25 protein-coding genes are annotated in these 21,342 nt (G+C 72.9%); 12 read left to right on the top strand and 13 right to left on the bottom strand.

Going from position 1 to position 21,342, the window contains the following annotated elements; translation table 11 throughout:
• Nucleotides 1-150: 150 nt before the first annotated feature.
• Nucleotides 151-405, bottom strand: coding sequence for a GlsB/YeaQ/YmgE family stress response membrane protein (locus GFH29_RS18925; protein WP_153337696.1), 255 nt, complete (start codon nt 403-405; stop codon nt 151-153).
• Nucleotides 406-458: 53 nt separating this feature from the next.
• A complete protein-coding gene (locus tag GFH29_RS18920; protein ID WP_153325285.1) occupies nt 459-1,181 on the bottom strand; it encodes an SDR family NAD(P)-dependent oxidoreductase in 723 nt (240 codons plus the stop codon).
• Nucleotides 1,182-1,310: 129 nt separating this feature from the next.
• Here GFH29_RS18920 and GFH29_RS18915 point away from each other — a divergent pair, with 129 nt between their 5' ends.
• The 3 genes from GFH29_RS18915 to GFH29_RS18905 are packed head-to-tail and all read left to right on the top strand — an operon-like array spanning nt 1,311 to nt 4,224.
• A complete protein-coding gene (locus tag GFH29_RS18915; protein ID WP_153325284.1) occupies nt 1,311-2,693 on the top strand; it encodes a flavin-containing monooxygenase in 1,383 nt (460 codons plus the stop codon).
• The gene (locus GFH29_RS18910) at nt 2,690-3,292 is read left to right on the top strand and encodes a TetR/AcrR family transcriptional regulator (RefSeq protein ID WP_153325283.1); all 603 of its coding nucleotides are present in this window, start codon (nt 2,690-2,692) and stop codon (nt 3,290-3,292) included. The genes GFH29_RS18915 and GFH29_RS18910 overlap by 4 nt, the downstream gene beginning before the upstream one ends.
• Nucleotides 3,289-4,224: an alpha/beta hydrolase gene (locus GFH29_RS18905; protein ID WP_153325282.1), complete on the top strand. Its 936-nt coding sequence runs from the start codon at nt 3,289-3,291 to the stop codon at nt 4,222-4,224. The genes GFH29_RS18910 and GFH29_RS18905 overlap by 4 nt, the downstream gene beginning before the upstream one ends.
• 13 nt (nt 4,225-4,237) lie before the next feature.
• Here the strand turns inward: GFH29_RS18905 and GFH29_RS18900 are convergent, their stop codons facing one another.
• Nucleotides 4,238-4,492: a hypothetical protein gene (locus GFH29_RS18900; protein ID WP_153325281.1), complete on the bottom strand. Its 255-nt coding sequence runs from the start codon at nt 4,490-4,492 to the stop codon at nt 4,238-4,240.
• A gap of 867 nt (nt 4,493-5,359) precedes the next feature.
• Between GFH29_RS18900 and GFH29_RS18895 the strand changes: the two genes are divergently transcribed.
• Both GFH29_RS18895 and GFH29_RS18890 read left to right on the top strand, forming a co-directional pair.
• A complete protein-coding gene (locus tag GFH29_RS18895) occupies nt 5,360-6,619 on the top strand; it encodes an HNH endonuclease signature motif containing protein (RefSeq protein WP_153325280.1) in 1,260 nt (419 codons plus the stop codon).
• 36 nt (nt 6,620-6,655) lie between these two features.
• Nucleotides 6,656-7,054, top strand: a complete 399-nt coding sequence (locus tag GFH29_RS18890) for a hypothetical protein (RefSeq protein ID WP_153325279.1) — start codon at nt 6,656-6,658, stop codon at nt 7,052-7,054.
• A 46-nt stretch (nt 7,055-7,100) separates the two neighbouring features.
• Here GFH29_RS18890 and GFH29_RS18885 read toward each other — a convergent pair whose 3' ends face one another.
• From GFH29_RS18885 to GFH29_RS18855, 7 genes are read right to left on the bottom strand one after another with little or no spacing between them, the layout of a single operon-like run.
• Nucleotides 7,101-7,889 carry an acyl-CoA thioester hydrolase/BAAT C-terminal domain-containing protein gene (locus tag GFH29_RS18885; RefSeq protein ID WP_228387620.1) on the bottom strand — a complete coding sequence of 263 codons (789 nt, stop codon included), beginning with the start codon at nt 7,887-7,889 and terminating at the stop codon, nt 7,101-7,103.
• A gap of 21 nt (nt 7,890-7,910) precedes the next feature.
• A complete protein-coding gene (locus GFH29_RS18880; RefSeq protein ID WP_153325278.1) occupies nt 7,911-8,378 on the bottom strand; it encodes a GNAT family N-acetyltransferase in 468 nt (155 codons plus the stop codon).
• A 42-nt stretch (nt 8,379-8,420) separates the two neighbouring features.
• Nucleotides 8,421-8,885: an anthrone oxygenase family protein gene (locus tag GFH29_RS18875; protein ID WP_153325277.1), complete on the bottom strand. Its 465-nt coding sequence runs from the start codon at nt 8,883-8,885 to the stop codon at nt 8,421-8,423.
• A gap of 6 nt (nt 8,886-8,891) precedes the next feature.
• Complete coding sequence (locus GFH29_RS18870; RefSeq protein WP_228387619.1) at nt 8,892-10,076, bottom strand: sulfotransferase family protein; 1,185 nt, start codon at nt 10,074-10,076, stop codon at nt 8,892-8,894.
• Nucleotides 10,073-10,918, bottom strand: a complete 846-nt coding sequence (locus GFH29_RS18865) for an SDR family oxidoreductase (protein WP_228387618.1) — start codon at nt 10,916-10,918, stop codon at nt 10,073-10,075. The genes GFH29_RS18870 and GFH29_RS18865 overlap by 4 nt, the downstream gene beginning before the upstream one ends.
• Nucleotides 10,915-12,114 (bottom strand): hypothetical protein, encoded by a 1,200-nt coding sequence (locus tag GFH29_RS18860; protein ID WP_228387617.1) that lies wholly within the window; start codon nt 12,112-12,114, stop codon nt 10,915-10,917. The genes GFH29_RS18865 and GFH29_RS18860 overlap by 4 nt, the downstream gene beginning before the upstream one ends.
• Complete coding sequence (locus GFH29_RS18855; protein ID WP_153325276.1) at nt 12,111-12,989, bottom strand: TIGR03619 family F420-dependent LLM class oxidoreductase; 879 nt, start codon at nt 12,987-12,989, stop codon at nt 12,111-12,113. Before GFH29_RS18855 ends, GFH29_RS18860 begins: the two co-directional genes overlap by 4 nt.
• 98 nt (nt 12,990-13,087) lie before the next feature.
• Here GFH29_RS18855 and GFH29_RS18850 point away from each other — a divergent pair, with 98 nt between their 5' ends.
• From GFH29_RS18850 to GFH29_RS18840, 3 genes are all read left to right on the top strand, one after another.
• Nucleotides 13,088-13,558, top strand: a complete 471-nt coding sequence (locus GFH29_RS18850) for a nuclear transport factor 2 family protein (RefSeq protein WP_228387616.1) — start codon at nt 13,088-13,090, stop codon at nt 13,556-13,558.
• A gap of 8 nt (nt 13,559-13,566) precedes the next feature.
• On the top strand, nt 13,567-14,061 hold the full coding sequence (locus GFH29_RS18845; RefSeq protein WP_228387615.1) for a nitroreductase/quinone reductase family protein: 495 nt from the start codon (nt 13,567-13,569) through the stop codon (nt 14,059-14,061).
• A 135-nt stretch (nt 14,062-14,196) separates the two neighbouring features.
• Nucleotides 14,197-14,730, top strand: a complete 534-nt coding sequence (locus tag GFH29_RS18840; RefSeq protein WP_153325274.1) for a hypothetical protein — start codon at nt 14,197-14,199, stop codon at nt 14,728-14,730.
• Nucleotides 14,731-14,736: 6 nt separating this feature from the next.
• On the opposite strand, the gene GFH29_RS18835 is transcribed toward GFH29_RS18840, so the two are convergent.
• On the bottom strand, nt 14,737-15,684 hold the full coding sequence (locus GFH29_RS18835; RefSeq protein ID WP_153325273.1) for an EamA family transporter: 948 nt from the start codon (nt 15,682-15,684) through the stop codon (nt 14,737-14,739).
• A 40-nt stretch (nt 15,685-15,724) separates the two neighbouring features.
• On the opposite strand from GFH29_RS18835, the gene GFH29_RS18830 reads away from it, so the two are divergent.
• Nucleotides 15,725-16,231 (top strand): MarR family winged helix-turn-helix transcriptional regulator, encoded by a 507-nt coding sequence (locus tag GFH29_RS18830; RefSeq protein WP_153325272.1) that lies wholly within the window; start codon nt 15,725-15,727, stop codon nt 16,229-16,231.
• Nucleotides 16,232-16,243: 12 nt separating this feature from the next.
• Here the strand turns inward: GFH29_RS18830 and GFH29_RS18825 are convergent, their stop codons facing one another.
• Nucleotides 16,244-17,092, bottom strand: a complete 849-nt coding sequence (locus GFH29_RS18825; protein WP_153325271.1) for an aldo/keto reductase — start codon at nt 17,090-17,092, stop codon at nt 16,244-16,246.
• Between the two features lie 65 nt (nt 17,093-17,157).
• Between GFH29_RS18825 and GFH29_RS18820 the strand changes: the two genes are divergently transcribed.
• Together GFH29_RS18820 and GFH29_RS18815 are read left to right on the top strand one after the other, a co-directional pair.
• Nucleotides 17,158-17,667, top strand: coding sequence for an NUDIX domain-containing protein (locus GFH29_RS18820; protein WP_228387614.1), 510 nt, complete (start codon nt 17,158-17,160; stop codon nt 17,665-17,667).
• A 9-nt stretch (nt 17,668-17,676) separates the two neighbouring features.
• On the top strand, nt 17,677-19,056 hold the full coding sequence (locus GFH29_RS18815; RefSeq protein ID WP_153325269.1) for a CapA family protein: 1,380 nt from the start codon (nt 17,677-17,679) through the stop codon (nt 19,054-19,056).
• 7 nt (nt 19,057-19,063) lie between these two features.
• Here GFH29_RS18815 and GFH29_RS18810 read toward each other — a convergent pair whose 3' ends face one another.
• Nucleotides 19,064-19,834, bottom strand: coding sequence for a M28 family metallopeptidase (locus tag GFH29_RS18810; RefSeq protein ID WP_153325268.1), 771 nt, complete (start codon nt 19,832-19,834; stop codon nt 19,064-19,066).
• 359 nt (nt 19,835-20,193) lie between these two features.
• On the opposite strand from GFH29_RS18810, the gene GFH29_RS18805 reads away from it, so the two are divergent.
• Entirely contained in the window at nt 20,194-21,276 is a 1,083-nt protein-coding gene (locus tag GFH29_RS18805) for a hypothetical protein (RefSeq protein ID WP_153325267.1), read from the top strand.
• The last annotated feature ends 66 nt before the right edge of the window (nt 21,277-21,342 follow it).

Raw genomic sequence — 21,342 nt, 5'->3', positions numbered from 1 at the left:
GCGAGTCGGCGCCAATGGCGGCGCGAGTCGGCGCCAATGGCGCCCGGGTCCGCGGTGCGCACGCGCGAGAAGCCCGCGCCGGACCGGCGCGGGCTTCTCACAGGTGGATCTGGGCGGCGCGCTCCGTGGGGGTGGGGCGCGGTCGCCGGGTCAGCGCTTGCTGGTGACGCTCTCCGCGACACCGATCAGCAGCACCGCCGCGACGATGGCGACGATCGAGCCGAGGATGTTGAGCTCCCACATGTCGCCGGTGCCGAGCGCCGAGGCGATCAGGCCGCCGATGACGGAGCCCACGACACCGAGGCCGAGCGTGGCGAGGATCGAGAGGTTCTGCTTGCCGGGCTTGATCAGGCGCGCCAGCGCGCCGACGACGAGACCGAAGACGAGGAAACCGATGATTGACATGCTGACCGAGTACCCCGTTCGGCCCGGCATGCCACATGTGTGTCGTGACGCGCTCAGCCGAAGGCGCGGGCGACGTGCCCTGGGAGGTCGGGGTAGCGCATCAGATGGGCCCCGCCGTTGAGGTCGAGGTTCTCCCCGGTGAGCCATCCCGCGCGGAGCAGGTAGGCGATCGCCTCGGCGACGTCCTCGGGCGTGCCGGCCCGCCCGAGGGGGGTGTTCGCGAGGTAGTCGGCCTCGATCCCGTCGATGTCCAGGGCCGGCGCGGTGAGCGGTGTCGGCACCAGGCCGGGGGAGACCGCGTTGACCCGGATCCCGCGAGGTCCGAGCTCCAGGGCGGCGACCTCGGTCAGCATCGTCAGACCCGCCTTGGAGGCGCAGTACGCCGCCATCCCGGCGCCGGGCTGCCGGGCGTTGAGCGAGGCCACGGAGACGATCGCGCCGCCGGGGCCGAGCACCCGCGCGGCGTGCTTGAGCACGGTCATGGCGCCGGTGAGGTTGACGTCGAGCACCCGGCGGAAGTCGGCGACGTCGTGGTCGGCCACCGCCGCGAGGGTGCTGGTGCCGGCGGTGTTGACCACCGCGTCGAGGCGCCCGTGGGCCGCCACCACCCCGTCGAGGAAGTCCGCCACGCTGGCCTCGTCGGTCACGTCCACGCCCGGGGAGGTCGTGAGGTCGCCGATCGCGACGTCGTAGCCCGTCGCGTCGAGCAGGAAGGCGGTGGCCGCCCCGATCCCGGAGCCACCCCCGATCACCGCGGCCGTCTGCTGAGTGCTCATCGTGTGGGTCCCCCCCGGTCGGCCGTGCGTGTCTGGTCGGCGTTGACGCGTGTCAAGTGCGCCCCTACTGTGCCTCAGGTCACATCCTTGCACCAGGGGTGGACATCCGCGCTCCCCTTTGGAGGACACGTGCCCGGTCCCACCACCGCCGTCATCGGCGCCGGCATCAGCGGCCTCACCGCCGGCAAGATGCTCGGCGACTACGGCGTGCCGTACACCTGCTTCGAGGCCTCCGACCGGATCGGCGGCAACTGGGCCTTCGGCAACCCCAACGGGCACAGCAGCGCCTACCGCTCGCTGCACATCGACACCTCCAAGCACCGGCTGTCCTTCAAGGACTTCCCGATGCCCGAGGACTACCCCGACTTCCCGCACCACACCCAGATCAAGGCCTACCTCGACTCCTACGCCGAGGCGTTCGGGCTGCTGGACCGCATCGAGTTCGAGAACGGCGTCGAGCACGCCGAGCGCCTCGACGGCGGCGGCTGGGAGATCACCGACCAGGCCGGCGCGACGCGGCACTTCGACCTGCTCGTGGTCGCCAACGGCCACCACTGGGACCCGCGCTACGCCGACTTCCCCGGCGAGTTCACCGGGGAGTCGATCCACTCCCACCACTACATCGACCCCGGCGACCCGCTGGACTTCCACGGCAAGCGGATCCTGGTGGTCGGCATCGGCAACAGCGCCGCCGACATCGCCGTCGAGCTCTCCAGCCGCTCGCTGAGCAACGAGGTCACGCTCTCGACGCGCTCCAGCGCCTGGATCGTGCCGAAGTACACCTACGGCCTGCCGGCCGACAAGTACTACGCGACCACGCCGTACCTGCCGCTGAAGTGGCAGCGCTGGGCGATGCAGAAGATGCAGTTCATGACCGGCTCGAACCCCGAGCTCTACGGCCTGCCGGCGCCCAACCACAAGTTCTTCGAGGCCCACCCGACGCAGTCGGTCGAGCTGCCGCTGCGGCTCGGCTCGGGCGACATCACCCCGAAGGGCAACGTCGCGCGCCTCGACGGCTCCACCGTGCACTTCGAGGACGGCACCTGCGACGACTTCGACGTGATCGTCTACGCGACCGGCTACAACATCACCTTCCCGTTCTTCGACCCCGAGTTCCTGAGCGCGCCGGAGAACCGGATCCGGCTGTTCAAGCGGATGTTCAAGCCCGGTCTGGAGGACCTCGCCTTCGTCGGCCTGGCCCAGGCCACGCCGACGCTGTTCCCGTTCGTGGAGTCCCAGACCCGGCTGCTCGCGGCGTACGCCGTGGGGCGCTACCGGCTGCCGGACCCCGCGGCGATGGAGCGGGCGATCGATGAGGACCAGGCCAAGTACACCGGCCACGTGCTGGACCGCCCGCGCCACACCCAGCAGCTGGACTACTTCATCTACGAGCACGACCTGCGGGCCAAGGAGATCCCCGCCGGGGTCGAGCGGGCGCGGGTGCAGGGCCCGCCGCCGCTGCTCACCCGGGTCGCTCAGCAGGCCCAGGCGGCCGGGGCGGCGCTGGCGTGATCGCGAGCCGCGGCGACCGGCGCCGCAGCGCCCTGCTGGAGGCGCTCGACGAGCACCTGCGCGACGCCGGGCCCGACGCCCGCCTGGATGACATCAACGTCGCTGACCTGTCGCGGCGTGCCGGCGTGACCCGTTCGGCGTTCTACTTCTACTTCGACAACAAGGCCGACGCGGTCGCGGGCCTGCTGGAGGAGATGCACGACGACGGCCTGAGCGCCGCCGAGCTGCTCGCCGGGGACGGCGCGGTCCGTGACCAGGTCGCGGCGGCGATCCGCACCGTGCTCTCGGGCTGGGAACGACGCCGCCACGTCTACCGCGCGATGCTCGAGGCCCGGGCGACCAGCCCGGGGGTGCGGGAGCGCTGGGACAGCGCCCAGGAGGGCTTCGTGCGGATCGCCGCCGACGTCATCGACGCCGAGCGGCGCGCCGGCCTGGCGCCGCCCGGGCCGGACGCCCACGCAGTCGCCACCGTGCTCCTCGACGTCAACGACCGGGCGCTGGCCCGGCTCGTCCAGGACGCCGCCGAGCTCGACTGGGAGCGCCACGTCGATGCGGTCGTCCATGTCTGGCTGAGCACGATCTACGGGAGGAACGCATGAGCACGTCACAGGGGACACAGGCGCACCCCACCTCGGGGCGGTACGCCGAGACGTGGTTCCGCGGCCCCGACGGGGTCCGGCTGCACGCCTGGCACTTCCCCGGGGACGGCGAGGCGCTCGCCACCCCGGCCGGGCGCCCGGTCGTGGTGATGGCCCACGGCCTCGGCGGGACCAAGGACAGCGGGCTGGCGCCGTTCGCCGAGCGGCTGGCCGCGGCCGGGCTCGACGTGCTCGCCTTCGACTACCGCGGCTTCGGCGCCAGCGAGGGCGAGCCGCGCCAGACGGTCTCGATGGCCGCCCAGCTCGCCGACTACCGCTCCGCGATGACGGCTGCGGCCGGACTGCCGGGCGTCGACCCGCAGCGCCTCGTGCTCTGGGGCGTCTCGCTGGCCGGCGGCCACGTGCTCGCCGCGGGGGCGCGGCGCGACGACGTCGCGGCCGTGATCTCGATGGTGCCGCTCGTCGACGGGCTCGCCGCCGCGCGGCTGGCGGTGCGCCACCACAAGCCCACCGCCCTGCTGCGCTCCTCGGCCGCCGGCGTACGCAGCCGGGTCGGACGGCGGGTGACGATCCCGGTCGTGGCCCGGCCGGGTGAGGTCGGTGCGCTCACGCTCCCGGGTCTCTACGAGGACTACCTGTCCGTCGCCGGCCCGACGTGGCGAAACGAGGTGGACGCGGCCGTCGGCCTCGAGCTCGGCAACCACCGGCCCGGCAAGGAGGCGCGGCACCTGCGCTGCCCGCTGCTGGTGCAGATCGCCGACTTCGACCGCAGCGCGCCGCCGCACGCCGCGGCCAAGGCGGCGGTCGCCGGGCGCGCCGAGGTGCGTCACTACCCGGCCGACCACTTCGACCTGTTCGAGGGCAAGGAGTGCTTCGAGCCCGCGGTGCGGCACCAGGTCGACTTCCTGGTGCGGCACCTGCGGGTGGGGTGAGGGCTGGAGGCGTTCAGTCGATGCACTGGCTCCACTCGCCCGCGTGCCACCGGCCGTCGGTGCGCCAGACCTCGACCTGGGCGAGGCGCCGGCCGTTGCGGCTCACCAGATCGACCACGCGTACGGCGTCCTCGTCGCCGACCCCGACGTCCTCCCCGCGGTCCCGTGTTCGCAGGGACGCGACGCGACCACGCTCGTCGTCCTTCACCATCGCGTCCCGCAGGCCCTGCCAGGTCGCGGCCTCTGCGACCGGCTCGTAGCGGCTCACGCAGTCGTCGCCGGGGCTGGTTCCGGCCTGCGCGCACGCGCTGAACGACCCGCAAGCCAGCAAGGCGACACTCACGGGCACGAACGGCTTCATGCCCGTGGGACGCGATCTCCCGGCCGGCGGTTCCGGACGGCGGCTGAGCGGGCGGAACCACACGGCAACCGCTGACGTCCGAGGCATCATGACACCACGGTTGAAGGTCGCGTCCGTGCTGAGTGCGCTGCTCACGTTCGGCGCTACGTCCTGCGGTGAAGCACAGTCCACCCCCACAGAGCCTGCAAGTGCCGCAGAGGAATCTCAGCCCCGAGAGGTGACCGCAGCTGCGACAGGGGAACCTGGGGCAACGAAAGTGCTCGTGATGGCAGGAGGTCGGGATGCAATCGTCTCCGGTCCCCTGACCCGCGTGGGGGACTGCGCTGGCATCGGCGACGCAGTCGCGGCATGGCCTCTCGGAACGAAGGTCGTGAGCGAGTCGCCTCTGACCCTGCGCATACCGGGACTTGGTGCAGTGAGTGCTGGGGAGAGTCTCAAGGGAGCTGGGGGCGTCTTCGATGCCGCCATCGACCAGGTCGGCTTCAAGGTGCCTGCTTCGTGTGGCACCACTGAGGTGGTGACTTTCCGGATTGAGTGAGCGCACGGCCCTGCCGCGTGGCGTGCGCCCGCGGCGATCCGGCTCTGCCGCGGACCGGGCGTCGCCGTGCCAGTTGCGCGACGGCGGCTATCACACCTCAATTGCACAGGGGTGCAGGCGCGGAGTTTTCCACAGATTCAGTCTTTACCTTCCAGGCCATTTCGAACGCTTTCGAACATCGGTAGAATGGGGTCCACGGAACCACTTCTCCACTACGTCCTTCTCGGGAGGCGACGATGGCCGGCACGGCTCATCCCTACCTCGCCGATGTGGGGTGCGCGGAGGCGTTTCTCGACAAGATCGCCGACCGTGATCCGACTTTCCTGTCGATCTCGGAGAAGCGTCAGGCGTTGCGGATGACGGCCCATCTGGCCTCGCGGGCGCAGGCGATGCACGCGCGGGTGATCGCGTGCGCCGACGACGTGGCTGACGCCGATGGTTGTCGCGACGTGGCCGCGTGGGTCGCGCACCGCACCCACACCTCGGGCCCGTCCGCGCGGCGGTTGCAGCGGCTCGGGGTGGCGTGCGAGCGGCGCTGGCACCGCGTCGGCGCCGCGCTCGCGGGCGGGCATGTCAGCCTCGACCAGGGGCATGTGATGGTCGCTGCGCTCGACGACCTGACCGACGCGTTCTCGCTGGTCGAGGCGACCGCGGAGGAGTGGGCGGCGATGCTGGCCCGCGCGGAGACCTACCTGGTGGAGCAGGCCGCCGACTTCGGGCCGCGCGAGCTGGGCCGCCTGGCCGAGCGGCTGCTGGAGGTGGTCGCGCCGGAGTGGGCGGAGAAGGTCGAGGAGGAGCAACTGCGCGCCGCGGAACGCCGAGCCCGGCGGCGTACGACGCTGGGTGTGAAGCACCTCGGCGACGGCTCCGCGATCATCAGGGCGCAGGTGCCGGAGAGCATCGCGCTGCGACTGACCACGATGCTGGAGTCGTTCACCAACCCCCGCCGGGCAGCGGACGAGCCTGCGGCGGACGGGCGGCGGGTGCCCTACGAGCGGCGGTTGGGCGAGGCGTTCTGCTCGTTGCTCGAGACCATCGACCCGACCCGCCTCCCGCTGCACGGCGGCGACGCCACGACACTGGTGATCACGATGGACCTCAAGGCATTGGTCGAGGGGCTCGGGTCCGCCACGCTCGCGGACGGCTCGCGGATCACCGCCGGTGAGGCCCGCCGCCTGGCCTGCACGGCCAATCTCGTCCCCGCCGTCCTCGGCACCCGCTCGGTGCCGCTCGATCTCGGTCGCGCGAACCGGCTCTTCAGTCCGGGTCAGAGAAAGGCCTTGGCAATTCGAGACAAAGAATGCCGCGCCGACGGCTGCACGATTCCCTCGACCTGGTGCGAGGCGCATCATGTGGATCCGTGGTCAGCGGGCGGAAAGACCGATCTCGACAATGGACTGTTGTTCTGCTCGCACCATCACCATCTGATCCACGATGACCGTTATCTGCATCAACGGATGCCGAACGGCGATATTCGATTCGCCCGGCGGACGTGAGGACTGCAGCATGACTTCCTGTGGGATTGTCGCGGCGTGAAGATCTACGTCGCCGGGCCGTTGACGGACATCGCTGCGGTGCAGGCGGTCCAGGCCGCGGTGATGGCGGCCGGGCACGAGCTCGCCCTGGACTGGACACAAGGTCTAGACGCGACGTTCGTGGAGGACTACGGATCAGACCTTGCGCTGTCGGCCAGTCTGGCCGCCGACGACCTGGAGGCAGTGCTCACTGCCGACGCAGTGCTGGTCGTCATGTCCGACGAGGAAGGGAAGGGGATGTTCGTCGAGCTGGGCGCTGCGCTGGCCCGAGCGCACCGGGGGGAGCTTCAACACGTGGTGCTCCTGGGCCCGATCAGGCAGGAGAGCGTCTTCTACTTTCACCCTGCTGTGCAGCGGATGACGGCGGTCGACGAATGGCTCGCGAGCATCGCGTGACTCGCTGTCTGCTCAACGAGTCGCTCTCCGAACACGAGGGTGGCCCTCAGAGCAGAGTGCTGAGCTGACTCCATGCGACCGCTCCGAGCCTGGCGTCCGACGCGGGGGTGCCGCCGCGTCGCATCCGCATTCCTCCCGCGGCGACGGGTTCGCCGGGCAACACGGTGCGATGGCCAGCATCGGGATCGAGGACAAGGATCGTCTCCAGGCCCTGCGCGTCGCGCCGTGCCGTGATGGCTTCAGCCATCGTCTGAGAGGGCCATACCTGGTCGTCACCGCCGGCGACCAGGAGCACCTGATCGATGTGCTCGACCGGGATCGCGGCCGTGGAGAGCGCCTCGGGGAATCGGTCCCGGGACACCTCGTAGTGGCCGCGGAAGGCGGGTGGGTCGGTGTCGGGCTCCCAGTCGTCGACGAGGTCGACGTAGGGCAGTGGGGTGCCGCCGAGGGTCCAGTGCGACGTCAGGCTTCCGTCGGGTCGGACGCCCGCCCAGACCACGTCGGAGGGCGTGAATGCCGCAACGGCGCTGACGTGCGGGCTGTGAGCGCCGGTCAGGAGCGCGGCTTCAGCTCCGAACGAGGTGCCGAGGACCACGACTCGATCGGAGGTCCGGGCGAGGTCGTCCACGCGTGCGAGGAAGAGCTCCAGCGGGATCTCCCACGGCCCCTCGTTCTGGCCGGCTCCTCCGAACCAGCGGATCGACTCGGCGAGGACTCCGTGGCGTGCCAGCAGCTCGGCACGCGCCGAGTCGACGCGGCCGCTGGAGCCCGCGAGGACCAGGGCTGCGGTGCCCGAGGGCGAATCGGGGATCCAGCGCACGCCCTCGACGTCCACGAGCTGTACCGGCCGCACGCCTCAGAGCACCAGCGTGAAGAAGCTGCTGTTCCGGCTGGGGGAGTAGTCGCCGAAGGGCTCGCACGGGACGAAGCCCGCGGCGGCGTACAGCGTGCGGGCGGGCGCGAAGGCGTCCATCGATCCGGTCTCGAGGCTGACCCGGGTGGCGCCGCGCTCGCGGGCGAGGGCGAGCAGGTGGAGCAGCATCCGGCGGCCGTGGCCCTGGCCGCGGTGCTCGCTGGCGGTGTGCATCGACTTCAGCTCGAGGTGGCCGTCGCCGAGGTCGCGCAGCGCGCCGACCGCGACCAGCGTGCCGTCGACCCGGGCCGAGCGAAACGTGATCTCAGGTCCGAGCAGGCCGCCGACGTCGAGGGTGTGCACGTCCTCGGGCGGGCTGCGCTGGTGGCCGAAGGCGAGGTGGCGCGCCAGCAGGGCGCGGACGTCGTCGGCGCGCGGGTCGTCCGGGCCGAGCACGGGGGCAGCGGTCATGGGCAGATCCTTCCGGACGGCGGACAGGCGCGGCACCCCACCTCAGGACAGGTACGCCGCGACGCCGAGGCAGGCCACCGAGGCGGTCGAGGTGAGCGCGCGCACGACGTTCCAGCGCCGCCACGCGCGCTCGAAGCCGGCGCGCGCGACCGCCGGGTCGCCCGTGCCGCCGGCCTCCAGCGCGTCGTTGAGCGGGATGTTGCGGGCCACGGTGACCACGACGGTCGCGACCGCGAGGACGGCGCCGCCGATCGCCCACCAGCGCGCGGTGCCGTCGGCGAGGGCGGCAGCGGCCGCGGCAGTGAGCGGGGCCCCGACGAAGCTGGCCAGGAAGACCGGGTTCACGATCGCGAGGTTCACCTGCCGCATCACCTCGACGAACGCGTGGTCCTCGACCCGGGCCAGCCCGGGCATCACCCCGCTGGCCCAGGCGTAGTAGGTCCCGGCCTGGAGGCCGCCGAGGACCAGGGCCAGCACCAGGGCGACGGCGAGGACGGTGTCGGTCACGTCCGGCTACCCGCGGTCGAAGGCCGCGCGCACCTGGGCCTCGGTGAGCCCGTAGTCGTCGAGGGAGTAGTGGTGCGACGGCGCCGCCTTGCCCTCCTTGGACTCCCGGTCGATCTCCGCGGCCGCCGCGCGGGCCTCGTCGGTCCACTCGAGCCCGAACCGCTCGTGGATCAGCCCCACCGTGCCGAGCGGGTCGCGGCGCAGGTCGGCGAAGGCGATGTCGACGAACTGCTCGGGGGCGTAGCGGGCCCGGGCGTCGTGGAAGGCGTGGAAGGAGCGCGACCACAGGTCCAGCTGGGTGCGCCCGATCGTCTCCCCGACGTACGTCGTGGAGTGCCCGGCGGTGGTCTCGGCCGACAGCGAGCAGGACGAGGCGAGGCAGACGACCGGGTCGCGGTGGGTGTAGACGATCAGCGCGTCGGGATAGACGCTCATCAAGGCGTCGAGGGCGGTCATGTGTGAGGGGTTCTTGAGCACCCAGCGCTTCTCGGGGTCGTTCAGGCCGACCAGTTGGAGGTTCTGGCGGTGGCGCGCGTAGGCGTCGGTCCAGTCCTGCTCGGCCAGCCATGCGGTGTAGCGCGGGACCTGCGCGAGGGACTCATAGGAGTTGGACTTGCCGGTCTGGCGCAGCAGCCGCCAGCACTCCTCGACGGTGGTGGCATCCATGTAGTGGATCCCCATGTAGTCCGGGCTCTCCACGTGGTGTGCGGCGAAGCCCTGCTGCATGGCGGCGAAGATCGGGTCGGCCTCCCAGGTCTCGCGCGGGGGACGCGGCTGGGGGAACTGGGTCAGCCACATCTCCAGGCCCTGGGTGGTGGGGTCGGCGTGCAGCAGCCGGTGCAGCGCGGTGGTGCCGGTGCGGGGCAGGCCCATCAGGAAGATCGGGCGCTCGATCGCGACGTCGGCGTGCTCGGGGCGGGCCGCGAACTGCGCCTGGGTGAGCAGCCGTCCGACCAGGGCGCTCTTGACCTCCGAGCGCTGGAAGTAGTTGCCCAGCGGGGTCAGGCCCGCCTCGGGGGAGGCGAGGTCGTCGACCAGGATCCGCAGGCCCTCCTCGTGGGCGTCGCCGCCGAAGTCGCTCAGCCCGGTGGTGCGCATCGCGGCGGCGGCGATGTCGTCGTAGGAGCCGACGTCGGGGCGGGTGCGCGCCATGACGTTGAGGCCGCCCGTGTCCAGGTCCCCGGTGCTCATCGGTGGAACTCCCCGCAGTCGACGTTGAGGACCTGCCCGGTGACCGCCGAGCTCAGGTCGCTGGCCAGCATCAGCGCGGCCCGCGCGACCTCGGCGGGGCTGGCCAGCCGCTTGAGGTCGGTGGGGGCGGCCTTCTCGGCGTACACCTCGTCGTGGGTGCGGCCCGACTCCGAGGCCATCCAGTCGAAGTAGCCCTTGTTGACGTCCTCGTAGATGTAGGACGGCGCGACGCTGTTGACCCGGATCCCGCGCGGGCCGAGCTCGGTGGCCAGCGAGGAGGACAGGTGCTCGAGTGCGCCCTTGGAGAGCTTGTAGCCGGCGTACTCCTCCTGGGACTGGTAGAGCACGCAGGAGTTCACCATCAGCACCGAGCCGCGGGTGGCGGCGAGCGCGTCGGCGAACAGCGCGGTGAGCCGCAGCGGCGCGAAGACGTTGGTCTCGTTGGCCGCGCGCAGCCCGTCGAGGTCGAGGGTGGTGAGCGGGTCCATCGGCGGGATGCCGAAGGCGTTGTTGAGCAGGCAGTCGACGCGTCCGAACTCCTCCAGCGAGCGCTCCACCAGCCGGCGCCGGGAGTCCTCGTCGGTGATGTCGGTGGGGACGACGAGCGCCCGGCGCCCGAGTCCACGGACCACCTCGGCCATCTTGTCCAGGCGGCGTTCGGTGCGGCTGGCCAGCACCAGGTCGGCGCCCATCTTGGCGGCCTCCTCGCCGAGCGCGCGGCCCAGGCCGGGGCCGACGCCGGAGAGCACCAGCACCTTGCCCTCCAGCAGCGGCAGGGGACGGTAGCGGGCCTCGACCTCGGCGTCGGTCTCGAGGTGGACGGCGGCGGTCTGCGGGCTCAACTGATCATCCTTCGGGCCACGGAGCGCTGGCGTGCGGCGATCCGCGCGGCGTACTCCTCGTCGGTGAGCGGTACGGCGTGGGGCAGGCGGGCCGCGACCTCGGCGAGCGGCACCACCTCGGTGCGGGGCCCGTCGTCGGCGCCCAGGTCGCGCTCCAGGCGCTGCCAGCGCAGCATCACCGCGCCGGTGCGGTGCCCGGTGGTCTCCAGCCAGTTCGCGGTCGGGCGCCCGTCCAGCGGCGGGTGCTCGGAGACGACGAAGCGGATCATCCCGTCGGGGTCGGTCACGGCCTGGGCCTTGGTGAGCGAGGTCTGGTGGGTCTCGTAGTCGGTCGAGGCGTACCAGTCCGAGCCGATCTGCGCGGCCTGGTAGGCGCAGTCCTCCCAGTGCGGCACCGTGATCACCAGCGCCTCGTCCTCGCCGATCGCGTAGTGCCCGATCGAGGAGCGCTGCGAGGAGAGCCCGCCGGGGGTGGACTGCGCCGGGGTGAGGGTGTTGACCGGCTGGGCGTACTGGAAGAAGTGCGGGAACGCGAACCAGGTGCGGATCGAGCTGATCAGCGAGCGCGCCGCCACCTCGTAGCGCCGGGCCAGCCCCTCGCGGGCCAGCGGGGCGCGCGGGCGCCCGATGGTGTCGGTGCGCTCGATGGTGAGGGTGCCGCGCTCCTCGGTGTCCCAGTCGTTGAAGACCTCGCGCACGATCAGGGTCTTCGCGCCCGGCTCGGCGACGTAGGTGAAGGAGAAGGTGCCGTCCTCGGCGATCTCCAGCTCGCGGTCGTCGAAGGCCATCAGCGACGGCGGTGCGGAGTCGGCCTGGTAGCCCCCGCCCATCACCTGGAAGGACAGGTCGGCGGTGGTGCCGCGGCGCCCGCGCACGACGTACTCCACGCCCTCGGAGAGGTAGGCGTGGAAGTAGATCGCGTCGGGGTTGTCCAGGCCCTGGCGGGAGAACTGGTGGGTGGGGTTGATGAACAGGGGCTGCTCGAGGTCGTAGTCGAACGCCGCCTGGACCGCCATCCGGATCCGGCCGGCCAGGTAGTCGTAGCCCTCCAGCAGGTCGGCCTCGGTGCGGATGAACGGCGCGCCGGCGATCAGCTGCTCGGCCTCGGTGATCGCCTCGGCCAGCGGCCGGGTGAGGTCGAGGTTCTCGCCCGCGCCGGGGCCGTCCTCCAGGCCCCAGTGCGCGTGGCCGCTCACGGGTTGACCTTCGCGATCACGCGCTCGGCGAACCGCTCCAGCGCCTCCACCTTCTTCTCGACCGGCTCGATGTCCGGGCCGAGGATGTAGGGCACCCGGAAGCCCACGATGCAGTCGGTGACGCCCTTGTCCTCGAGGCGCTTGATGCCGTCGGGGGTGTAGGCGTCGGTGGAGATCACGTGCACCTCGAAGTTCTCGCGGGTGTCGCCCTCCTCGGCGCGGATCTCGCGCAGCCGGGTGAGCATCCGGTCCAGTTCCTCGCCGTCGCCGCCGGCGTGCATCCACCCGTCGCCCTTGCGTACGGCGCGGCGCAGCGCGGCGTCCGCGTGCCCGCCCACCAGCAGCGGGATCGGCTCGGTCGGCGCGGGGCACTGCTGCACCGGCGCGAAGGAGTGGAACTCGCCCTCGTAGCCGAAGAACCCGCCGCTGGTCAGGCCGCGCACGATGTCGAGGCACTCGTCCATCCGCTTGCCGCGCTTGGCCCACGGCACCCCCATCGCCACGAAGTCCTCGGGCCAGGGTGAGAGGCCGACGCCGAGGCCGAGGCGGTTGCCGGACAGGTAGGCCAGCGAGGCGGCCTGCTTGGCGACCAGGACCGGCGGGCGCACCGGGAGCTTGAGCACGAACGGGGTGAGGCGCAGGGTGCTGGTCACCGCGAACAGGTGCGCGCACAGGATCATCGCCTCGATGAAGTCCTTGCCCTCGAGGAACTCGCGGTCGCCGGTGTCGGTGTAGGGGTAGGTCGAGTCCGACTCACGCGGGTAGACCAGGCTGTCGGCGATGGTCATGCTCGTGTAGCCGGCCGCCTCCGCGGCCTGGGCCAGCGGGGCGTAGTTCTCGACCCGGGTCATGGCCTCGGCGTAGGTGAACCGCATTGCTCTCCTCGATGTCGTCCTCGCACGGCCCCGATGCCCGGGACGGCGCGCTGGACGAAACATAGAACGCGTTCCACTCCTGTGCCACAGTTCGTCCCGTGGACTCGAATCAGACCGACCCGCGCCTGCGCGAGCTGTGCGACCGCATGGAGATCACCGAGGTGCTGCACCGCTACACCCGGGCCGTCGACGCCGACGACCGCTGGGACCTGCTGGACACGGTGTTCACCCCCGACGCCGAGATCGACTACACCGAGACCGGCGGCATCGCCGACCGCTACCCGGTGGTCAAGGCCTGGCTCGCCGAGGTGCTGCCGGCGTTCTTCCCGCGCCGCATGCACTCCCTGCACCAGGTGATGGTCGAGCTCGCGCCCGACGGCGACCGCGACGCCGCGCAGGTCACGGCGTACTTCCACAACCCGATGCCGGTGGGGGAGGGCCCCGAGGCGAAGGTCGTGGAGTACGGCGGGATCTACCACCACCGGATGGTGCGGACCCCCGAGGGCTGGCGCAGCCGCCGGCTGCACGAGGAGCTGGTCTGGAAGCGCGAGACCAGGGCGGCCCTCTGATGGGGCTGATGGACATGCCCGAGGAGCGGCCGGCCGGGCTGGACTCGCCGTGGGCGGTGCGCGGGATCAAGTGGATGTCGCGGGTGCAGGTGCGGGTCTTCCGGCTCACCGGCGGGCGCGTCGGCAACACCTGGCGGGTCGGGGCGGGCTGGCGCAAGCCGGTGCCGACGCTGCTGCTCGACCACGTCGGCCGCAAGTCCGGGACCCGGTTCACCACGCCGCTGCTCTACCTGCGCGACGGCGCCGGGCTTGAGGAGCGGCTGGTCGTGGTGGGCTCGCAGGGCGGTCTGCCGCAGCACCCGCAGTGGTATCGCAACCTGCTCGCCTCCCCGGACACCACCGTGCACCTGCCCCGGGAGGTGCGCCGGGTGCACGCGCGGGTCGCCGGGGCCGAGGAGCGCGCCGCCCTGTGGCCGCGTCTGGTGGAGCTCTACGCCGACTTCGAGAAGTACGCCCGCTGGACCGACCGGGAGATCCCGGTGGTGGTGCTCGAGTCCCGCTGAGTCCTGATCAGGCCCAGAGTGGTGCGGCTTGGTCGCGTCCACGACAATGGCCCCGGACGGACACCGCACGGCCGTCCCGCGCCGACCACCTCCGGGAGTGACGACACCGTGGCCCAGAACCAAGACCGCCCTGTCGTGACCGGACTGCTCGCGCTCGCGGGCGTCGGGGTCGTGGTCGGTGTGGTGATCGGGCTCGTGGCCCTGGCCGGCATCCGGCTGCTCGGCATCGGCGGCGACGACGAGGGCGGGCGGGCCGGCGCTCAGCAGTCGATGTACATCCCCGACCCGGTGCGCACCACCGACGACTCGGGGCCGCGGATCACCCTGGCTCCCGGCGACGAGGAGAGCTCTGGTGAGGGGTCGCCCAGCGCGAGCCCCTCGGAGTCGGAGAAGGCCGAGAAGGGGATCACCCTGCAGAGCGTGCAGAGCTCGGTCGCGGCGATGGAGCAGATCGACCTCACCGGGGTCTACCCCGACGGCGAGGGCGCGATTCTCCAGGTCGAGCGGTTCGTCGACGGCGGCTGGACCGACTTCCCGGTGACCGCCTCGGTCAGCGGCGGCACCTTCTCGACCTACGTCCAGACCGGCCAGAGCGGCGAGAACCGCTTCCGGATGCGCGACACCAGCAACGGCGAGCTGTCCAACGAGGTCAAGGTCCGCGTCGGCTGAGCCACCTCAGACCAGCGCGCAGTCCCGCCGCTGAGCGTCCGTCGGCTGTGAGGCGTCCGGGTCCGGGCTCGTCTCGGGCGTGGCGGTGAAGTGCCGGCGTACGGCGGCGATGACCGCCGGCTGACCCGTCAGTACGCCGAGGAGCACCAGCAGCATCCCGAGCGCGTGGACGGGCCCGAAGACCTCCCCGGCCAGCGCCACCCCGACGACCGTGCCGGCGACCGGGTTGAGCAGCCCCACCAGGGACACGGCGGCCGCGGGGAGCTCGCGCAGCCCGCGGAACCACACCGCGTAGGCGACGACCGTGCCGAGCAGGCCGAGGTAGAGGTAGCCGCCGATCGCGGGAGCGTCCAGGGCCGGCGGCGCGCCCTCGACCAGCAGCGCCACGGGCAGCAGGACCAGACCACCGAGCACCAGCTGCCAACCGGTCATGGTGAGCATGTCCACCGGGGCGCGCCACCGCTTGACCAGCACGAACCCGACCGAGGACAGGGCGACCGCGCCGAGCGCGGCCGCGACGCCCACCCAGTCCACGCCGCTGCTGCCGCGCAGCACGAGCAGGGCGACGCCGACCGCGCCGAGGACGGCGCCGAACAGGGAGGCGGGGTGGGGGCGCTCGCGGACCAGGCCCCACGCCAGCAGCATGATCGCGATCGGGGCGGTCGCGGTCAGGGTGGCGGCCAGACCGCCGGGGAGCCGCTCGGCGGCGACGAAGAACAGCACGAAGAACGCCGCGATGTTGAGCACGCCCAGGACCCCCGCGCGCCACCACCAGCTGCCTTGCGGCAGTCGCGGTCGCAGGGCGAGCACGAGCAGGCCGAAGGGCAGGGCGCGCACGGTGGCGCTGAACAGCGGCCGGTCGGCCGGGAGATAGGCGTCGGCGACGTAGTACCCCGACCCCCACGCCACCGGGGCGATCGCGGTGACGGCGAGAACCTGCCACTTGCTTTCCATGGAAGACATAATGCCTTCCAGGTCAGATAGATTCCCGCGCATGACCCCTGATCGCAGTGAGCCTGACCACGTCGCGCGGGTGATGGCCCAGTGGTCGCGCGAGCGGCCCGACCTCGACCCCTCGCCGATCGGGGTCATCGGACGCCTGCACCGCGTCGCGCTGCGGCTCACCGAGGAGCTGGTCGCCGTCTACGCCCAGCACGGGCTCGGCGAGGGGGAGTTCGACGTGCTCGCGACGCTGCGCCGCTCCGGAGCGCCGTACGAGCTGACGCCCTCGGAGGTGGCCGCGGGCACGATGGTGACCTCGGGTGCCGCGACCAAGCGGATCGACCGCTGCGAGGCGCGCGGCTGGGTCACCCGCCGGGCCAGCGACACCGACGGCCGGGGCCGGGTGGTTGCGCTGACCGAGGAGGGTCGTGCCCTCATCGATCGGGCGGTGGCCGCCCACCTGGAAAACGAGCACCGGCTGGTGGGGATGCTCGCGCCGGACGACCGCGCCCGGCTCGCACACCTGCTCCAGGTGTGGGGCCGGGCGCTGGACGCCTGAACCGGGCCTGGATCAGGCCTCGGGGACCCAGTCGAAGGTGTCGGGGTCCGGGCCGGTGCGCCCCTCGGGGCCCCGGTCGAGGGCCGCGATCTCGGCGACCTCGTCGGCGGTGAGGGTGAAGTCGAAGATCTCGAAGTTCTCCCGCATCCGCTCCGGGCTCATCGACTTGGGGAAGACGATGTCGCCGCGCTCGATGTGCCAGCGCAGGGTGACCTGCGCGGGCGTGCGGTCGTGGGCCTGGGCGATCCGGTTGATCACCGGGTCGCCGAGCACCTGGCCCTGCGCGATCGGGGACCAGGCCTCGACCTCCGCGCCGTGGCGGATCGAGGCCGCACGGGCCGCCTCGTTGGTGAAGTAGGGGTGCACCTCGATCTGGTTCACCGCCGGCACGACGCCGGTCTCCGCCACGATCCGGTCGAGGTGCTCGGGCTGGAAGTTCGACACGCCGACCGAGGTCACGCGCCCGTCGGCGAGCAGCTCGGTGAGGGCGCGCCAGGTCGAGACGTAGTCGCCGTCGTAGCGCGTCGGCAGCGGCCAGTGGATGAGGAACAGGTCCAGCCGGTCGACCCCCAGGGCGCTCAGGGTCTCCTCGAAGGCGCGCTTCGCATCGTCGGGACGGTGCACGTGGTTGTGCAGCTTGCTGGTGAGGTAGAGCTCGTCGCGGGGGATCCCCGAGGCGCGCACGGCCTCGCCGACGCCGCGCTCGTTGCCGTACATCTGCGCGGTGTCGATGTGGCGGTAGCCGACCTCGAGGGCGGCCGCCACCGTCTCGGCGGTCTGCTCCGGCGGCACCTGGTAGGTCCCGAAGCCGAGCTGCGGGATGGTGGTCTGGTCGTTCAGGGTGATGCTCGGAACGGTCATGAATGTCCAATGCCCGAGCCGTCGAAGCCCATTCCCCCGACACGCCCTTCCGCGACAATGCTCACGTGAGCACCGACCGACCGACCGAGCCAACGGCCCAGCCGACAACCCAGCGGACGACCCAGCCCAGCGAGGCGCCCTACGACACGCGGCTGGCGGCGTACGCCGTCGTGCTCGACGAGGACGACCGGGTGCTGCTGGCGCTGTGGAACGAGCCCGCCCAGAAGCGCTGGACCCTGCCCGGTGGCGGCGTCGACCTGCACGAGACCCCCGAGGAGGGCGTGGTCCGCGAGGTGCGCGAGGAGACCGGGTACGACGTGGAGCTGCTCGGCCTCCTCGGCGTCGACACCGGGGTGATCCCTGCGTCGCGCCGGCTCAAGGGCGAGGGACGTCCGCTCAAGGCGGTGCGGGTGCTGTACGCCGCGCGGGTCATCGGCGGTGAGCTCACCGCCGAGCTGGACGGCAGCACCGACGAGGCGCGCTGGCACCCGCTCTCCGAGGTCGAGGCGCTGCCGCGCGTGGGGACCGTCGACGTGGCCCTCGAGCTGCAGCGCCGCAGCACCGCCCGGCCCTAGGATCGCGCTATGTCCCGCAGGGCGCTGCTCGCGGCGGCCGTCCTGGTGCTGGCCGGCTGCAGCGCCGGCACGGGCCCGTCCGTCCCGGCGCAGGACCAGCCCCAGGACCAGTCCCGGGATCAGCCTCAGGACCAGGCTCAGGACGGGACCGGGGTGGGGTCGCAGCCGCGCGCCGACGAGCGGCTGGTCGTGGTCACCCATGCGACGGCACCCGTGCTCCGGCTGCGACCGCGCGAGGCCCGTCGGCTGGTGGCCGCGCCGGCTACCTCCCCGTCGCGCTGGCGGGGCCGCCCGGTGCACCGTGGTGTCGGCCCCCGCGCCGCCGCACGCGCCCTGGACCGCGTCGAGCGGGACCCGGAGGCGCTCGGGGTGGTGCCGCTGGCGCAGGTGCGTCCGAGCGTGCGTGCCGCGCTCGTTGCCGGGAGCGACCCGGTGCGCACGGCCCCCGCCGCTGTCCACCTCACCGTCGTCGGCGACCTGATGCTGGTGCGCGGGGTGCCCGACCCGGCGCGCGCCCTGGCGAAGGTGGCGCCCCGGCTGCACCGCGCCGACCTCGTCGTCGGCAACCTGGAGAGCACGCTGTCGACCGCGGGCGCCCCCACCCAGGGGTCGGACTCCTTCGGCGCCGGCCCCGGGCTCGTGGGGCACCTTCGCCGCGCGGGCCTGGACGCGGTCTCCCTGGCCAACAACCACGCCGGCGACTACGGCACCGGCGCGTTCCTGGACACCGTCGCCACCCTGCGTCGCAGCCCGCTGGCGGTGTTCGGCGCCGGAGCCGATCTCGCGGCGGCGAGCCGCCCGGCGTACGTCGAGCGCGGCGGGGTGCGCTTCGCCTTCCTGGGCTTCAACGCGATCGGCGAGACCCCGCGGGCCACCCGGTCCGGGCCGGGAGCGCTCTCGGTGCGGATGCCGCCGCGCACCGGCCCGCTGGTCCGTGCCGACCTCGAGCACGTCACCGGGCTGGTGCGGCGCGCCGGGAGGCATGCCGACGTGGTCGTGGTGCTGCCGCACTGGGGCACGCAGTACACCCATGAGCCGGAGCCGGTGCAGCGCGAGGTGTCCCGTGCCCTCGTCGCGGCCGGCGCCGACCTGGTGGTCGGGGGCCACCCGCACTGGGTGCAGGGCATCGACGTCGTCGAGGGTCCCGACGCCGCGGTGCCGGTGCTGCACTCGCTGGGCAACCTCGTCTTCGACATGGACTTCATGACCCAGACGATGGAGGGCGTCATGCTGGAGGCGACGTTCCTCGGCGACCGGTTGGCGGCGATGCGCCTGGTGCCCTATGTGATGGACCCCGGGACCTTCGCGCCGCGCCCCGTCGGTGGCGCGGCCGGGACGCGGATCCTGGGCGAGGTGTGGCGGGCCTCCACCGGGCCGTTCGCACGCTGAGGACGGGTCAGCCCAGCCAGGCCGCCACGGTGCGCGCGGCGCGGCGCAGCTGGGCGGCCTCGACCACGCCGGGGACGTCGCCGGCCGAGTGGTAGCCGGCGTACGGCGTGCTGCCGAGGCGCACGCCCGGCAGGCCGGCGCGCACGAAGGACCAGTGGTCGCTCGAGCGCTGGTCGGTCTCCGGCTGCGTCGCCACGCCGGCGCGGCGCGCGGCCGCCAGCACCTCGGCGTGCAGCGGGTCGGGGTCGTCGGCGCTGCCCACCGGCAGCGCCGCCCCCACACCGACGCGGTCCAGCGAGATCATCCCGCGCAGGGTCCGGCGCTGCACGGGGTCGAGGCGCGCGACGTAGGCCCGCGAGCCGTAGTGGTGGTCCTCGTCGCCCGGGCCGCGCGGCTCCTCGGAGCCGAAGGCCACCAGCACCACCGGCAGCCGCGTCCGCCGGTCCGCGAGCGCCTCGGCGACCGCGAGCAGCACCCCGACACCGGAGGCGTTGTCCTCGGCGCCCGGGGCCTGCGGCACCGTGTCGAGGTGGGCGCCGACGAGCAGCCACGGGCGCCCGGCGCGGATCTCGCCACGAGTGGCGAGGAGGTTGAGCGACGTGCCGGCCGGCACCGGCACCCCCCAGGACACGCCGGCGGGCGTCGCGAACCGCTGCCGCTCGACGCGCCAGCCGGTCTCGACCAGGCGGTGCTCGACCCACGACGCGGCCCGGCGGTACGCCGCCGATGTCCCCGGACGCGGGCCGATCCGCCCGGCCAGGTGGCGCACCGCGGCCACGGCCGTCTCGACCGGACGTCGTCGGGGGCCACCCGGGGACCCGCGGCGGCGCCACGGTCGACGGGGGCTGGGTGCGGGGCGTCCCGGGCGTCACGGTGGGCCCGGTCGTGGCGGACGCGGGTGCGGAGGGCGGGCGTGAGGACGGGGCGGCGGGGGAGCGGTCGGTCACTGTGCACCCGGCGGCCAGTGCTCCGGTGGCCAGCGCGCCGATGGCCGCTGCGCCGAGCGCGAGGCGCAGGGCGCGGCGGGCGGCAGTGCTGCCTCCCGGCCGGGTGGCCGGTCGCGCGATCCGTCCCGTGGGCCCCGTCATCGCCCCAGTAGAGCACCGGGGCCCATGTGACGCGGGGCATGATGGATGGATGCGCACCGCATCCGCCGCCCTGACCACTCTCCTGCTGGCGACGACGCTCGGCGCGTGTGGCACCGATGACGGCGACGGCGGGGGCGACGCCTCGGCGCGGACGGCCTCCTCCGCGGTGCCTACGACCGTGTCGGAGGTCCTCGAGGTGGGCCGCCCCGTCGCGGTCGCCGAGGACGGCGCCGGGCGGTTGCTGGTCGCCCACCTCGTCGAGGAGGGACCCCGCACGAGCGTCGCCGCGGCCTGGCGCCTGCAGGACGCCGACGGTGAGGTCCTCGCCGAGGGGCCGGGCCGCCAGGTGCGCAACGAGAGCTCGATCCCGGGTGTGTGGCCGCTGGCCGACGGCTTCCTGGTCGACCTCGGCGGCAACGGCCGCTACGAGCTGCTGGACGCCGACGGCGAGCTGACCCCGGTCGAGGAGGTCGAGACCCCGCGGGCCCTCGGTCCCGGCGACGTCGCCGTCGAGGGCGCGCGGGCGGTGTACTCCCCGATCGAGGGGACCATCGCCCCGACGCCGCCGCTGCCCGGCGGTGCGGTGGCCGTGGAGCTGGTGATCGACGCCGACGGCGGTGCCTGGGCGCTGCCGGAGAGCGCCGCGAGCCCGAGCGACGCGGTCCTGCTCCACCTGCCCGCCGGGGCGACCACCTGGCAGGAGTCGCCCCTCGAGCTGCCCGCCCGGGGCTACCCGATCGGCCTGGCGGTCACCGACGACCTGGTCGTGGTCCCCGTCGCGGTCACCCGCGGCGCCGGTGACCAGCTCGACGCGCTGCTGGTGCGTCCGCGCAGCGGTGCCGACGCCGCCTGGCGCCGGCTCGAGGCGCCGGACGGTCTGGGGTCGAGCTGGTTCTCCGCCACCGTCGAAGGGCTCCCGGACGGCCGGCTGCTGGTCTTCGACGACGTCGACGTCGCCCAGGTCGTCGACCCCGAGGACGACAGCTGGGAGGAGCTCGCCCTGCCCGCCGCCGGCGACCACGGCTGGCTGCTGGAGCTCGCGGGGGAGCGGCTGTACGCCCTGGACTGGGTCGGCGGCGCGGCGTACGTCTCCACCGACCTCGGAGGTGAGTGGACCGACCTCGCCGGCTGACGCCGCGCTCGGACCAGGGGTCCGAGAAATTCTCGTCCGGACCGGGAACATCCCCCGGGGTCCGGG

This window comes from Nocardioides sp. dk884, assembly GCF_009557055.1.
In the GTDB taxonomy this organism is placed as follows: Bacteria; Actinomycetota; Actinomycetes; order Propionibacteriales; family Nocardioidaceae; genus Nocardioides.
Note: the sequence above shows the minus strand (reverse complement) of the source record. Positions and strands in the feature narration are given on the sequence as shown.